The 13,677-nt window shown below is 63.2% G+C and carries 12 protein-coding genes; 1 reads left to right on the forward strand and 11 read right to left on the reverse strand.

Annotated elements, in window-relative coordinates:
• Nucleotides 1-30: 30 nt before the first annotated feature.
• From aspS to AWB78_RS17375, 11 genes are all read right to left on the reverse strand, one after another.
• On the reverse strand, nucleotides 31-1,833 hold the full coding sequence (aspS, locus tag AWB78_RS17325; protein ID WP_062606339.1) for an aspartate--tRNA ligase: 1,803 nt from the start codon (nucleotides 1,831-1,833) through the stop codon (nucleotides 31-33).
• A gap of 92 nt (nucleotides 1,834-1,925) precedes the next feature.
• The gene (locus tag AWB78_RS17330; RefSeq protein WP_062606342.1) at nucleotides 1,926-2,588 is read right to left on the reverse strand and encodes a DUF502 domain-containing protein; all 663 of its coding nucleotides are present in this window, start codon (nucleotides 2,586-2,588) and stop codon (nucleotides 1,926-1,928) included.
• Nucleotides 2,589-2,724: 136 nt separating this feature from the next.
• Nucleotides 2,725-3,069, reverse strand: coding sequence for an FmdB family zinc ribbon protein (locus AWB78_RS17335; protein ID WP_062606344.1), 345 nt, complete (start codon nucleotides 3,067-3,069; stop codon nucleotides 2,725-2,727).
• Nucleotides 3,070-3,218: 149 nt separating this feature from the next.
• A complete protein-coding gene (locus AWB78_RS17340; protein ID WP_062606346.1) occupies nucleotides 3,219-3,836 on the reverse strand; it encodes a class I SAM-dependent methyltransferase in 618 nt (205 codons plus the stop codon).
• Nucleotides 3,837-3,846: 10 nt separating this feature from the next.
• Nucleotides 3,847-5,421 carry a ubiquinone biosynthesis regulatory protein kinase UbiB gene (gene ubiB, locus AWB78_RS17345; RefSeq protein ID WP_062606349.1) on the reverse strand — a complete coding sequence of 525 codons (1,575 nt, stop codon included), beginning with the start codon at nucleotides 5,419-5,421 and terminating at the stop codon, nucleotides 3,847-3,849.
• 22 nt (nucleotides 5,422-5,443) lie between these two features.
• Nucleotides 5,444-6,103 (reverse strand): ubiquinone biosynthesis accessory factor UbiJ, encoded by a 660-nt coding sequence (locus AWB78_RS17350; protein ID WP_198399290.1) that lies wholly within the window; start codon nucleotides 6,101-6,103, stop codon nucleotides 5,444-5,446.
• Nucleotides 6,104-6,308: 205 nt separating this feature from the next.
• Nucleotides 6,309-7,334: a Tim44 domain-containing protein gene (locus AWB78_RS17355; RefSeq protein WP_062606353.1), complete on the reverse strand. Its 1,026-nt coding sequence runs from the start codon at nucleotides 7,332-7,334 to the stop codon at nucleotides 6,309-6,311.
• Nucleotides 7,335-7,359: 25 nt separating this feature from the next.
• Nucleotides 7,360-8,091 carry a bifunctional demethylmenaquinone methyltransferase/2-methoxy-6-polyprenyl-1,4-benzoquinol methylase UbiE gene (ubiE, locus tag AWB78_RS17360; RefSeq protein ID WP_062606355.1) on the reverse strand — a complete coding sequence of 244 codons (732 nt, stop codon included), beginning with the start codon at nucleotides 8,089-8,091 and terminating at the stop codon, nucleotides 7,360-7,362.
• A gap of 92 nt (nucleotides 8,092-8,183) precedes the next feature.
• Nucleotides 8,184-8,594: a gamma-butyrobetaine hydroxylase family protein gene (locus tag AWB78_RS17365; protein ID WP_062606357.1), complete on the reverse strand. Its 411-nt coding sequence runs from the start codon at nucleotides 8,592-8,594 to the stop codon at nucleotides 8,184-8,186.
• 9 nt (nucleotides 8,595-8,603) lie between these two features.
• Nucleotides 8,604-9,038: an HIT family protein gene (locus AWB78_RS17370; RefSeq protein WP_062606360.1), complete on the reverse strand. Its 435-nt coding sequence runs from the start codon at nucleotides 9,036-9,038 to the stop codon at nucleotides 8,604-8,606.
• Between the two features lie 36 nt (nucleotides 9,039-9,074).
• Entirely contained in the window at nucleotides 9,075-13,169 is a 4,095-nt protein-coding gene (locus tag AWB78_RS17375) for a DUF3683 domain-containing protein (protein WP_062606363.1), read from the reverse strand.
• A gap of 79 nt (nucleotides 13,170-13,248) precedes the next feature.
• Here AWB78_RS17375 and AWB78_RS17380 point away from each other — a divergent pair, with 79 nt between their 5' ends.
• Entirely contained in the window at nucleotides 13,249-13,464 is a 216-nt protein-coding gene (locus AWB78_RS17380; RefSeq protein ID WP_198399291.1) for a hypothetical protein, read from the forward strand.
• Nucleotides 13,465-13,677 lie beyond the last annotated feature (213 nt).

Here is a 13,677-nt window from a genome sequence, read left to right on the forward strand (position 1 = left end):
CTTTTTCGTTACAACGACAACTGGTAATGCTTAATGCGTCTTCTGTTCCGGCTGACGCAAACGGATGTGCAACTCGCGCAACTGGCGCTCGTCCACTTCGCTCGGCGCCTGCGTGAGCAGGTCTTGCGCGCGCTGCGTCTTCGGGAACGCGATCGTGTCGCGGATCGAATCCGCGCCGGACATCAGCGTGACGATGCGGTCCAGACCGAACGCGATACCACCGTGCGGCGGCGCGCCGTACTGCAGCGCGTCGAGCAGGAAGCCGAACTTCAGACGTGCTTCTTCAGCACCGATCTTCAGCGCGCGGAACACCTTGCTCTGCACGTCTTCCTGGAAGATACGCACCGAACCGCCGCCGATTTCCCAGCCGTTCAGCACCATGTCGTACGCCTTGGCGAGGCAACGGCCCGGATCGGTTTCGAGGTATTCGAGGTGCTCGTCCTTCGGGCTCGTGAACGGGTGATGCGCGGCCACGTAGCGGTTTTCTTCCTCGTCGTACTCGAACATCGGGAAGTCGATGACCCACAGCGGCTTCCAGCCGGTTTCGAGCAGGCCGTTCGCCTTGCCGAATTCCGAATGACCGATCTTCAGGCGCAGCGCGCCGAGGCTGTCGTTCACGACCTTCGCGCGATCCGCCGCGAAGAAGATGATGTCGCCGTCTTCCGCCGCCGTGCGCTCGAGGATCGCTGCGATCGCCGCGTCATGCAGGTTCTTGACGATGGGGCTTTGCAGGCCGTCGCGACCCTTGGTCTTGTCGTTGATCTTGATCCACGCGAGACCCTTCGCACCGTAGATGCGCACGAACTCCGTGTAGCCATCGATATCGCCACGCGACAGCTCGCCGCCCTTCGGCACGCGCAACGCAGCGACGCGGCCATCCTTCGAGTTGGCCGGCATGCTGAAGACCTTGAAGTCCACGTCCCTCACCGCGTCGGTGAGGTCCGCGAATTCGAGCTTCACGCGCAGGTCGGGCTTGTCCGAGCCGAAGCGGCGCATCGCTTCCGAGTACAGCATGACCGGGAATTTTTCAGGCAGCGCGACTTCCATCGTCTCCTTGAAGACGTGGCGGATCATCTCTTCGAACAGATCGCGGATTTCCTGCTCGTTCAGGAACGAGGTTTCGCAGTCGATCTGCGTGAATTCCGGTTGGCGATCGGCGCGCAGGTCTTCGTCGCGGAAGCACTTCGTGATCTGGTAGTAACGGTCGAAGTTCGCGACCATCAACAATTGCTTGAACAATTGCGGCGATTGCGGCAGCGCGAAGAACTGGCCTGCGTTCACGCGCGACGGCACGAGGTAATCGCGCGCGCCTTCCGGCGTGCTCTTGGTGAGCATCGGCGTTTCGATGTCGATGAAGCCTTGCGCATCGAGATACTTGCGCACTTCCATCGCGACGCGATAGCGCAGGCGCAGGTTCTTCTGCATCTGCGGGCGGCGCAGGTCGAGCACGCGGTGCGTGAGGCGCGTGGTTTCGGAGAGGTTGTCGTCGTCGAGCTGGAACGGCGGCGTGACCGACGCGTTCAGCACGGTCAGCTCGTGGCACAGCACTTCGATCTTGCCGCTCGTGAGGTTCGCGTTGATCGTGCCTTCGGGACGGTTGCGCACGACGCCTTTGACCTGCACGCAGAACTCGTTCCGAACGCCTTCGGCCACCTTGAACATCTCGGCGCGATCCGGGTCGCAGACGACCTGAACCAGGCCTTCGCGATCGCGCAAGTCAATGAAGATAACGCCACCGTGATCGCGGCGACGATGCACCCAGCCGCACAGCGAGACGGTTTCGCCCAGTCGGGCCTCGGTCACCAGACCGCAGTATTCAGATCGCATCGACATGATGTTGTGTCTTTCGTTGTTCGTTGATCAACGGCTCGCGCGTCCGGGTCATGCTCTTCTCTCGGCTGACTCTCGCGGCGCGCGCGCCGGCATTACATCGGCGGCTCGGTGGGGCGTCGGGCTGGCGCGACCGAAGCCGGCGCGCTCGGCGCAGGGGCGACCACACCCATCGAGACGATGTACTTCAGTGCTGCGTCGACGGTCATATCCAGTTCGACGACTTCGCTTTTCGGCATCATCAGGAAGAAACCGGACGTCGGGTTCGGCGTCGTCGGCACGTAGACGCTCACGTGGTCTTCGTCCAGGTGATTCAGCACGTCGCCGCCGGGAATGCCCGTCAGAAAGCCGATGGTATACGAGCCCTTGCGCGGATATTCGATCAAGAGCGCCTTGCGGAACGCGTTGCCGCTCGACGAGAGCAGCGTGTCCGACACCTGCTTCACGCTCGTATAGAGCGGACCGACCACCGGAATATGACGCAGGATCGCGTCCCACCATCCGACGAGTTTCTGGCCGACGAAGTTCTGCGTCAGCAGGCCGACGATGAAGATGAAGGCGAGCGTCAGCACCGCGCCCACGCCCGGCAGATGGAAGCCCACGACGCGCTCGGGCTGCCACGACTGCGGCAGCAGGAGCAGCGTCTGGTCCATGGTTCCGATGACGAGCCCCAGCACCCACAGGGTGATGGCAAGCGGCACCAGCACGAGCAGGCCGGTGAGGAACACGGTTTTCAGCGTAGTCTTTTTCGTCGTCATTTACACGGGGCGAAGGCTGCGCCGGCTCTCATAAACGTTGGAGATTCGGCTTGGCAGGCGGGCCGCGCCCGGTTGAGCGCGGTCGACGAGATCATCTGCGGGGCACGCCGGGCGCCCGGCCGTGCCGTCTTGCGCGTCAGGCGGCGCTCGACGAAGCGGACGAATCCGCAGCGGGCTTGGCGGTATCGGACGATGACACCGTTGCGGCGCTCGCGCCATCGCTGGAATTCGAATTGTCGGATGCGCCATCCGTTTTCGCCGCCGGCGCGCTCGCCGCGCCGCCGTTCGAAGCGGCGTTGCCGCCACGGAAATCGGTGACATACCAGCCGGAGCCTTTCAACTGGAAGCCGGCAGCGGTCACCTGCTTCGAGAAGGCGTCCTTTCCGCAGGCGGGACATTGCGTGAGCGGCGCATCGCTCAGTTTCTGAAGCACGTCTTTTTCGTGGCCGCAGTGTGCGCAGCGGTACGCGTAAATCGGCATGGCACTCTTCCTACAATTATCTGTCGACGCTTGCAAAGCCTTGAAGTATAGCCGCAAACCAATATTGACCCGCGATTTTCGGGATCAGCGGCACAAGATTAACCGCGCCATATTTCAGGGCGCCGTCGACGGATTTCAAGCCTGCCGGCTCACCCACGCCGCCAGGTCATCCAGCGCTCGTGGCCGGCGAAGACGGGAATCGAGTCGGCCACCTCGCGGTCTTCGATCAATTCGAAACGCGAAGACAGCAGCGCGTCCAGCTCGCCGCGCTCGATGCCGAACGGCGGCCCCTTCGGCGTCGATCCGATGAAAAAGAAGCCTGCCAGCACCGCGCCTGGCTCGAGAAGCGCCGCCATCCGGTCGGCGTAGTCCTGCCAGCGGTCCTTCGGCAGTGCGCAGAGAAAGGCCCGCTCGTAAATCCATCCGGGCGAAAAAGGCGGCTCGTAAGCGAAAAAATCCGCCTCTTCGACGAGGCCGGCATGCGCGCCCAATTGCGCGCGCGCAGCCTCGACGGCGCCCGGCGCGAAATCGATCGCGCGCACCGGCCAGCCGCGTTCCGCGAGATAGAGCGCCTCGTACGCGCTGCCGCAGCCGGGAATCAGCACGTTCTGCGCTTGCCGCGACGCGACGAAGCGCTTGAACATCTCCGGCACGCCGGCCTGATCCCACGGCGTGTAATGGTGGCCGAAGCGCTCGTCCCAGAAACCGGGCGAATTCGGGTCGCGATTTTCGAAATTGGGAACGTCTGGATTCGTCGGATCGCTCATGTCGTCGCCTTCACGGATGGCCGAGCCACAGTTTCGCGATCACCACGCCCGCGCCCGCCGTCACGATCAGACCGGCGACGAGCAGCGTTACGAGCAGGCGGTTCGTGCGCTTCTGCTCGGCGAGAAGCATCCGCATGATTTCGTCGCTGCCGCTCTTCGGGGCGTCGTGGTGCTCCGCCAGAATATGGTGAATCAGCCGCGGCAATTGCGGAATGGTCTTGCTCCACTGCGGCGCTTCCATCTGCAGGCGCTCGTACCAGCCGCGCCAGCCAATCTGCTCGTTCATCCAGCGCTCGAGATACGGCTTGGCCGTTTTCCACAGATCGAGCTCGGGATCGAGCGAGCGTCCGAGGCCTTCGACGTTGAGCATCGTCTTTTGCAGCAGCACGAGCTGCGGCTGGATCTCGACATTGAAACGGCGCGACGTCGAAAAGAGGCGCATCAGCACCTGACCGAGCGAAATGTCCTTCAGCGCACGATCGAAGTACGGTTCGCAGACGGCGCGAATGGAGCTTTCCAGCTCCTCGACGCGCGTGCTCGGCGGCACCCAGCCGGATTCGAGGTGCAGCGTGGCGACGCGGTGATAGTCGCGCTTGAAGAACGCGAGGAAGTTCTGCGCGAGATAGTTCTTGTCGAAGTCCGACAGTGCCCCGACGATGCCGAAATCCAGCGCGATATAGCGCCCGAACGTTGCCGGATCGAGGCTCACCTGAATATTGCCGGGGTGCATGTCGGCGTGGAAAAAGCCGTCGCGGAACACCTGCGTGAAGAAAATCTCGACGCCTTCGCGCGCGAGCTTCGGAATATCGACGCCCGCCGCGCGCAGGGTATCGACCTGGCTGATCGGCACGCCGACCATGCGCTCCATGACGAGCACGGTCGGCGCGGACAGATCCCAGTACATCTCCGGCACGAGCAGCAGATCGAGTCCCTGGAAGTTGCGGCGCAGCTGGCTGCCGTTCGCCGCCTCGCGCATCAGGTCGAGTTCGTCGTGCAGATACTTGTCGAATTCGGCGACCACTTCGCGCGGCTTCAGGCGCCGGCCGTCCGCCCACAAACGCTCGGCCCATGTCGCGATGTCGCGCAGGAGCGCGAGATCGGAGTCGATCACCGGCAACATGCCCGGGCGCAGCACCTTCACCGCGACGGGTTTGCCCGCGTGCTCGCCGTTCCTGATCTTGGCGAAGTGCACCTGCGCGATCGACGCGCTCGCCACCGGCACGCGCTCGAAATCGTCGAACAATTCGTCGATCGGCGCGCCGAGCGACTTCTCGATGATCGACACCGCCACCGCCGAATCGAACGGCGGCACGCGGTCCTGAAGCTTGGCGAGCTCGTCGGCGATATCGACGGGCAGCAGGTCGCGCCGCGTCGACAGCACCTGGCCGAACTTCACGAAGATCGGCCCGAGGCTTTCCAGCGCGAGCCGCAGCCGGATGCCGCGCTCGATATTGAACCGGCGGCCGAAGGTCGTGATGCGCATGAGATAGCGCACACGACGATCGTCGATGCCGCTCATCACGAGTTCATCGAGTCCGAAGCGGACGATCGTGAAAAAAATCTTGAGGAAACGCAGAAAACGCATGGTTCAGTTTCGCTTCAGCTCGTTATTCGCGCGAGTCGCGCACGGACTCGCCGCCGGTTCGCGCTGAGGCGCCGCTAGCCGGCTGTCGTTGATCGCTTTGGCGTTCGATTCTTTCGATGCGCTTCTCGACGCGCGCGAGCGCATCGCGTGTCTTCGAAAGCTCGGCGTTGAACGCGTCAAGTGCGCTCTTGCGGACGAGCTGCGGGCGCTCGTCGAGGACATATTCGGTGAAGGTATCCAGCAGATTCCGTCCGGTACGCTGCGCCTGCTCATGAACCGCCCGCGCGATCAGCCCGACGCGATGCGCCGGCGCGTCGCCGATCACCCGTGCGAGATCCTCTTCCGGATCCCAGCGCAGGTGCTCCGCGAGCTTGGCGAGCGTCGTCGCGAATTCCGCGTCGCCTTCGATGCGCACGTGCTTCATCACCGCCGCCTGGCCGCCTTGCAGGAACGCCGGCAAAGCGTCGAGCGGCACGGCGATCGTCACGTCGAACTCGCCGGCCTCCGCCTCGCTCGTCGCCGTGAAGAGACCGTCCGGTTGCACCACCAGCGCGATCGACACCGGCGAGCACGACAGCTTCACGCGCTTGCCGGCGTAAGGCTTCACGCGCTCGCGAGCCCAAGGCTCACGCGCGAGCAGATGATTCACGGCGGCCGCGAACCCAGTGGACGCGGTCTTCAAGGCGGGATTTGCTGCGGGACGGGCGGATTCGTCTGCGTTCGTCATCGAGTGTGAGATAAAAAAACCCGCGCGAGCGGTAGCTCACGCGGGTTCTATTCTACGGGTTAAATCCGTGCGGGACGTTCGCGCGACTTTCCGGTACTACGCCGCGCCTCTCGCACCTCACGCGAAGGAGCCAGGGCGTCGCGCCCCGGCACCGTCACGCTCAACTGACCTGCTGAATACCCGCCAGCAGCCAGCCTTCGTTGCCCGCCTTCTGCTTCGACAGATTCCACACCTCGACGAACGGCTCCGCTGCCGAGCCTTCCGACTCGCGGATGAGACCGTGGAAACGCACGCTCGCCAGATATTCGGTCGCGCGGTCTTCGACGCCGAGGACATCGGCGTTGAGCTGCACCACGTCCGTGCGGTTCGGCGCGCTGCCGCGCGCGTCGACGTCGAGCTTCACTTCGGCGAACATTTCGGGCGTCGTGAATTCGCGGATGTCGTTGACATTGCCGCGGTCCCACGCGTCCTGCAGACGCACGAAGTAGACCTTCGCGTTACGCACGAACGCTTCGGTATCGAAGCCAGCCGGCACGTTCGCCTGCACGGCCTGTTGCGGCGCCGCGGACTCGATATAGTTCGCGCCGAAGCCGGTCGGCTGCTGCGGAACTTGCGGCGGGTCCTGGTTCAGGCTCGTGCGCGCGCTCGCGCCGTACGGCGAGCCCGAAGCCGAGCCCGCGCCCGCGCCGGCGTACGCGGGCGTGTTGTTGCCCTGACGCTTGCGCATGATGAAGCGGAACAGCATGACGGCCGCCAGCACGATCAACGCGATCATGATCATGTTGGCCATCGCGCCGGCGAACGCTTCGCCCAGCCCGAAGTGCGAAAGCAGCGCCGCGATGCCCAGACCCGCCGCCAGACCGGCGATCGGTCCGAGCCAGCGGTTTCGCGCGGGTTGCGCCGCGGGCGTGGCCGGCGCGGGTTGCGCGCGGTTCGCCTGAGCGGCCTGACCCGGCTGCTGGCCCTGCTGCATGGATTGCGATTGCGACGGCGGCGTGGCCTGATGCTGCTGCGTCGCCGTGGCCGACTGACGGCCCATGCTGCGGCCGCCACCCATGCGCTTGGCTTCCGCCGTTTCCGCGAAGATCGCGCCAGCCGCAATAACGCCAGCCAGCGCCAAGATTCCGGCCTTCCTGAAGAAGAGGTTCAGGAAACCCCGGGATTGGGGTGTGCGCGAATCGAACATATCGAATCCTTAAGAGAGTGGAACACTAAAATTTGGTCCCGACGTGTAACGCTACCACGCCACCTGACAAATTGTAATATTCGACTCGATCCAGGCCCGCTTGTTCCATCATCGTTTTCAATGTTTCCTGGTCCGGGTGCATGCGGATGGACTCGGCCAAGTACCGATAGCTCTCCGCATCTTTGGCCACTTTTTCGCCAAGCCACGGCAAAATCTTGAAACTGTAGATATCGTACGGCTTCTTCAGCGGTTCCCACACTTTCGAGAACTCCAGCACGAGCAAACGGCCGCCCGGCTTGATCACGCGCTGCATTTCGGCCAGCGCACGGTCTTTGTGCGTCATATTACGCAAACCGAAAGCTACCGTAACCACATTGAAATAATTGTCCGGGAACGGGATGTTCTCGGCGTCGCAGAGCAGCGTGGGCGTCAGCACGCCCTTGTCGATCAGCCGGTCGCGGCCGACGCGCAGCATCGATTCGTTGATGTCCGTGTGCCAGACCTCGCCCGTTTCGCCCGCCTGTTTGGCGAACGCCATCGCGAGATCGCCGGTGCCGCCCGCGATGTCCAGCACCTTGTAGCCCGCCCGCACCTTGGCCTGCCCGATCGTGAAATGCTTCCAGATCCGATGCAGTCCGCCGGACATCAGGTCGTTCATCAAGTCGTAGTTGCTTGCGACGGAGTGAAATACGCCCGCCACTTTCTTCGCCTTGTCCTGCTCGTCGACCGTTTCGTATCCGAAGTGGGTCTTGCTCATCGCGCTCTTTCCTCGCCTGTTGTTCGTTCTATGTCCGCGCAATTGTCGCGCCGGATTGCGGCGCTATGCCGCATCCGTGATGCCCGGCTGCCTCAGTGGCAGTGCCCGCCGCCGGCGGATTTGGTCGCCATCGGCGTGTCGCGGTCCACGCCCGCCGCTTCCAGTTTTCCAAGATACTCGCGCCACAGCTCGTCCTGACGCGTCGCCAGGTCGTACAGGATGTCCCAGGAGTAGATGCCGGTATTGTGGCCGTCCGAAAAATTCAGTTGCAGCGCGTAATGCCCGACCGGATCGATGCCGATGATCGTCACCTCCCGCTTGCCGGTCTGCAGCGTTTCCTGTCCCGGCCCGTGGCCCTGTACTTCGGCGGAAGGCGAATATACGCGCAACAACTCGAACGGCACGCGAAACGACGTATCGCCGTATTGCAGTTCGAGCACGCGGGATTTCGAATGCACGACGACGCCGGTGGGAATCGGCGTCGTTGATGTGAGTCCGCTCATGATGTCGTCTTATTGATGGCCGAACGCCTGGTTCAGCTCGTTGCGCACTTGTTCGCGCAGGAGCGTCGCCTGCGCGCGGCGCTTGGAAAGTTGCGATTCCGAGACCGTGCGCTGACGCGGCGCCCAGATCGGCAGCGGAAAGCGGGAGTCGTTGGAAAAGCGTGGAATGATGTGCCAATGCACGTGCGGCACCTGATTGCCGAGGCTCGCCAGATTGATCTTCTCAGGCACGAGCACGCGGCGCATCGCGCGTTCGACGCCGTTGACGGCGGTCATCACGCGCGCGCGGTCGCCGTCCGACAAATCGGACATTTCGGCGACGTGCGCGCCCCAGACCACACGGCACAGACCCGGCCAGTCGGGCTCATCGGCGAGGACGACGCGCAACGCGTCGTCCGACCATAGAACATCGCCGCCGTCTTCACGGCAAAACACACAGTCCATCTCATACCTCTAGCGAATCAAACCTCGATTTCGCTATTACACCAGCACGCGCTCGATACCGCCATTGTTCGCGCGTTCGACGTACTGTTCCATCCAGTTTTCGCCGAGCACCTTGCGGGCGATTTCCACGACGATATAGTCCGCCTCGATGTTGGCGTCCTCGTTGTAGCGCGAGAGACCTTGCAGGCAGGACGGGCAGCTCGTGAGGATTTTCACGTCCGCGCCGTTGGGCTGAGGACCGTCGCCGGCCTTGAGCACCGAGCCGGGCTGCGCGCCCGCCGCGCCGGCCGCGGCGTTCGCCATGTTGATGGCGTTCGCGCCCGCTTCCGCGACGAGCGGAATGCCACGCAGTTTGGCCGCGCCCTTGCGAATCTCCTCTTCCTTGCGGAAACGCACTTGCGTGGAGATGTCCGGGCGCGTGACCGCGAGCGTGCCCGATTCGCCGCAGCATCGATCGTTCTTTTCGATCTTGTAGCCGTCTCGTTCAGAACCCATCAGCTCGTTGACGAGCTTGACCGGGTCCATCGTCTTGATCGGCGAGTGACACGGGTCGTGATACATGTAGCGCGTGCCCTTCACGCCATCGAGCTTGATGTTCTTCTCGAGCAGGAACTCGTGAATGTCGATGATCCGGCAGCCCGGGAAGATCTTCTCGAATTCATAGCCCGCGAGCTGGTCGTAGCAGGTGCCGCACGATACGACCACGGTCTTGATATCGAGATAGTTTAGGGTATTCGCGACGCGGTGGAACAGCACGCGATTGTCCGTGACGATCTTCTCGGCCTTGTCGTACTGGCCCGAGCCGCGCTGCGGATAGCCGCAGCACAGATAGCCCGGCGGCAGCACGGTCTGCACCCCCGCTTCCCACAACATGGCTTGCGTCGCGAGACCGACTTGCGAGAACAGGCGCTCCGAGCCGCAGCCGGGGAAGTAGAACACCGCTTCCGAATCGACGGTGGTCGTCGCCGGATTGCGGATGATCGGAACGATCTTGTTGTCCTCGATATCCAGCAGCGCGCGCGCCGTTTTCTTCGGCAGATTGCCCGGCATCTTCTTGTTGACGAAGTGGATCACCTGCGTCACGACCGGCGGCTTGCCGACCGTCGCGGGCGGCTGGGCCGTCTGCTTCCTGACGATTTTCTTCAGCACATCGTTGCCGAAACGCTGGGCCTTGTAGCCGAAATCCATCATCACGTTGCGCGCGAGATTGATCGTCTGCGGATTCGTCGCGTTCAGGAAGAACATGCCTGCCGCGTTGCCCGCGTTGAACTTCTTCTTGCCCATCTTGCGCAGGAGGTTGCGCATGTTCATCGACACATCGCCGAAATCGATCTTCACCGGGCACGGCGTCACGCACTTGTGACAGACGGTGCAATGATCGGCGACGTCGTTGAATTCGTCCCAGTGCTTGATCGACACGCCGCGACGCGTCTGCTCTTCGTACAGGAACGCTTCGACCAGCAGCGACGTGGCGAGAATCTTGTTGCGCGGGCTGTACAGCAGGTTCGCGCGCGGCACGTGCGTCGCGCAGACCGGCTTGCACTTGCCGCAGCGCAGGCAGTCCTTGATGGAATCGGAGATCGCGCCGATATCCGACTGCTGCATGATGATCGACTCGTAGCCCATCAGCCCGAACGACGGCGTGTACGCGTTGCGCAGGTCGGCGCCTTCGAACAGCTTGCCCTTGTTGAAGCGCCCGTGCGGATCGACGCGCTGCTTGTACGCGCGGAAATCGCCGATTTCGTCTTCGGTCAGAAACTCCAGCTTCGTGATGCCGATGCCATGCTCGCCCGAGATCACGCCATCGAGCGAACGCGCGAGCTTCATGATGCGCGCGACCGCGTGATGCGCGTCCTGCAGCATCTCGTAGTTGTCGGAGTTGACGGGGATGTTCGTGTGCACGTTGCCATCGCCCGCGTGCATGTGCAGCGCGACGAACACGCGCCCGCGCAGCACCTGCTTGTGAATGGCCTGCGCTTCGTCGAGGATCGGCTTGAATTCGCCGCCGTTGAAGATCTGCCGCAGTTCCGCGCGAATCTCCTGCTTCCACGAAATGCGCACCGTGCGGTCTTGCGCGACGTGGAACACGTTGGCGTCCGGCTGAATATCGACGCGATCCGCGAACTTCTCCGCAAGCGCCTCGTAGCCGAGATTGACGAGATAGTGCTGCGCCTCGCGCAAGGACATGTCGAGCTTGTCACCGACGAACGTCCAGCGCTCGCGCACGCGCTTCAACAGATCGAGCGCCTGCTGCACGCGATCTTCGAGCAGTTCGGCGCTGGGGATTTCGTTGGCGTCGTCGGTCTTGCCGAGCGGCAGCTTGCCGGTGCGGAAGAACGCTTCGAGCGCATCGACGAGTTGCAGCTTGTTCTTGATGGACAGCTCGATGTTGATGCGCTCGATGCCGTCCGTGTATTCGCCCATGCGATTGAGCGGAATCACGACGTCTTCGTTGATCTTGAACGCGTTCGTGTGCTTCGCGATCGCGGCGGTGCGCGAGCGGTCGAGCCAGAAGCGTTTGCGCGCCTCGGCGTTCACCGCGACAAAGCCTTCGCCGCTCTTGCCGTTCGCCATGCGCACGACTTCGGATGCTGCGGAAGCGACGGCATCGGCGTCATTGCCGACGATATCGCCGATCAGCACCATCTTAGGAAACGCGTTGCGCTTGCTCTTGGTCGCGTAGCCGACCGCGCGCAGATAGCGCTCGTCGAGGTGCTCGAGACCGGCGAGAATCGCACCGCCCTGCTTCGACGTTTCGAACAGATAGTCCTTGATCTCGACGATGCTCGGAATCGCGTCGCGCGCCTGGCCGAAGAATTCGAGGCAGACGGTGCGCGTGTGCGCAGGCATCTTGTGCAGAATCCAGCGCGCCGACGTGATGAGACCGTCGCAGCCTTCCTTCTGCACACCGGGCAGGCCGGCGAGGAATTTATCGGTGACGTCCTTGCCGAGCCCTTCCTTGCGGAACGTGCGGCCGGCGATGTCGAGGTTTTCCGAGCGGATCAGCTTTTCGCCGGGCGCGCGGTTGCCGTCGAACCAGTCGAGACGGAAACGCGCCACTTCGACGTCGTGAATCTTGCCGCAGTTGTGATCGAGACGCGTGATTTCGAGCCAGTTGCCTTCGGGATCGACCATGCGCCACCACGCGAGATTGTCGAGCGCCGTGCCCCACAACACCGCTTTCTTGCCGCCCGCGTTCATCGCGACATTGCCGCCGACGCACGATGCATCGAGCGAAGTCGGATCGACGGCGAAGACGAAGCCCGCCTGTTCCGCCGCCTCGGTCACGCGCCGCGTGACGACGCCCGCGCCGGAGAAGATCGTCGCGACTTTATGATCGACGCCCGGCAGATCCGTCATCTCGACGGGACCGAGCTGCTCCAGCTTTTCCGTGTTGATGACGGCGGAGAACGGCGTGAGCGGAATCGCGCCGCCGGTATAACCCGTGCCGCCTCCGCGCGGGATCACGGTGAGTCCGAGCTCGAAGCACGCCTTGATGAGACCCGCGATCTCGGCTTCGCTATCCGGCGTCAGCACGACGAACGGATATTCGACGCGCCAGTCGGTCGCGTCGGTGACGTGCGAGACGCGCGACAGGCCGTCGAACTTGATGTTGTCCTTCTGCGTCTGTTTGCCGAGCACGCGCGATGCGCGGCGGCGCAAGTCGGCCATGCTGCCGAACTCGGCGGCGAAATCATCGACGGCGCGGCGCGCGGCGGTGATCAGCAGCTGCACGCGCTCGGCGCGCTCGCGGCTGCCGGCTTCGGCACTGTGCGCGGAGAGATCGGCGCTGCGGCGCTTTTCGATTTCCGTGAGACGGTGATTCAGCGCTTCCACCAGAAGCGCGCGGCGCTTCGGATTGTCGAGCAGGTCGTCCTGCAGATACGGATTGCGGCGCACGACCCAGATGTCGCCGAGCACTTCATACAGCATCCGTGCCGAGCGGCCGGTGCGGCGCTCGTTGCGCAGTTCGTCGAGCACGGCCCAGGCTTCGTCGCCCAGGAGCCGCATGACGATTTCACGATCGGAGAACGACGTGTAGTTATAGGGAATTTCGCGCAGACGGGGCTCGGTATCGAGCGCCAAGGCGGCGTGGGCGCCGTTCGGATCGAAGGCTTGAGGTGCGTTCATGTTCGACGGTTCGGTGTGCCGGCGGGTGCGCTAAGAAAGCGGAAACGCCGACGATGCGCGTGGGGGCGCAAATTTTCGAATGAGACTTATCTTGGCGAAGGCCGCCGGACCGCTCTGCGCGAAACTCTGCGAGGCGGAAATCATCACGACGCCTTCGGTGTGCCCGGGATCAACGCCACGATCGCGCGTGGCGCGCATGCTTTTCCGCCGCGGGATGCGACTCGCGGGAGACATGCGCCAGAAAATCGATCCGAAGCTGCCGGTGCATCTGCCGATCCTGATTGCTGATTCGTAAAAAGAAATTCTAACCCATCGCGGTGGCCCGCGTTCGCGGGCGCTAGCAGGCAGAAGGGGCTTTTGCGTGCATATTCGCGACACGTTTACGGCATTTTCGACGCTGTTTTGCACGACCGTCCGGCCGGTAGAAACGCATGGCGCGCCCGGATGACGCGCGGATGGCGCTATCATTGATGCTTTCGCCCTCAAAAACCGCGCGCGCCGTTGCCGC

This window comes from Caballeronia calidae, assembly GCF_900044055.2.
Lineage (GTDB): Bacteria > Pseudomonadota > Gammaproteobacteria > Burkholderiales > Burkholderiaceae > Caballeronia > Caballeronia calidae.

What these genes read in the sequence shown, in the direction of transcription:
- aspS (WP_062606339.1), bottom strand. Translation starts at nt 1,833, where the DNA reads ATGTCGATGCGATCTGAATACTGCGGTCTGGTGACCGAGGCCCGACTG.
- AWB78_RS17330 (WP_062606342.1), bottom strand. Translation starts at nt 2,588, where the DNA reads ATGACGACGAAAAAGACTACGCTGAAAACCGTGTTCCTCACCGGCCTG.
- AWB78_RS17335 (WP_062606344.1), bottom strand. Translation starts at nt 3,069, where the DNA reads ATGCCGATTTACGCGTACCGCTGCGCACACTGCGGCCACGAAAAAGAC.
- AWB78_RS17340 (WP_062606346.1), bottom strand. Translation starts at nt 3,836, where the DNA reads ATGAGCGATCCGACGAATCCAGACGTTCCCAATTTCGAAAATCGCGAC.
- ubiB (WP_062606349.1), bottom strand. Translation starts at nt 5,421, where the DNA reads ATGCGTTTTCTGCGTTTCCTCAAGATTTTTTTCACGATCGTCCGCTTC.
- AWB78_RS17355 (WP_062606353.1), bottom strand. Translation starts at nt 7,334, where the DNA reads ATGTTCGATTCGCGCACACCCCAATCCCGGGGTTTCCTGAACCTCTTC.
- ubiE (WP_062606355.1), bottom strand. Translation starts at nt 8,091, where the DNA reads ATGAGCAAGACCCACTTCGGATACGAAACGGTCGACGAGCAGGACAAG.
- AWB78_RS17365 (WP_062606357.1), bottom strand. Translation starts at nt 8,594, where the DNA reads ATGAGCGGACTCACATCAACGACGCCGATTCCCACCGGCGTCGTCGTG.
- AWB78_RS17370 (WP_062606360.1), bottom strand. Translation starts at nt 9,038, where the DNA reads ATGGACTGTGTGTTTTGCCGTGAAGACGGCGGCGATGTTCTATGGTCG.
- AWB78_RS17375 (WP_062606363.1), bottom strand. Translation starts at nt 13,169, where the DNA reads ATGAACGCACCTCAAGCCTTCGATCCGAACGGCGCCCACGCCGCCTTG.
- AWB78_RS17380 (WP_198399291.1), top strand. Translation starts at nt 13,249, where the DNA reads ATGAGACTTATCTTGGCGAAGGCCGCCGGACCGCTCTGCGCGAAACTC.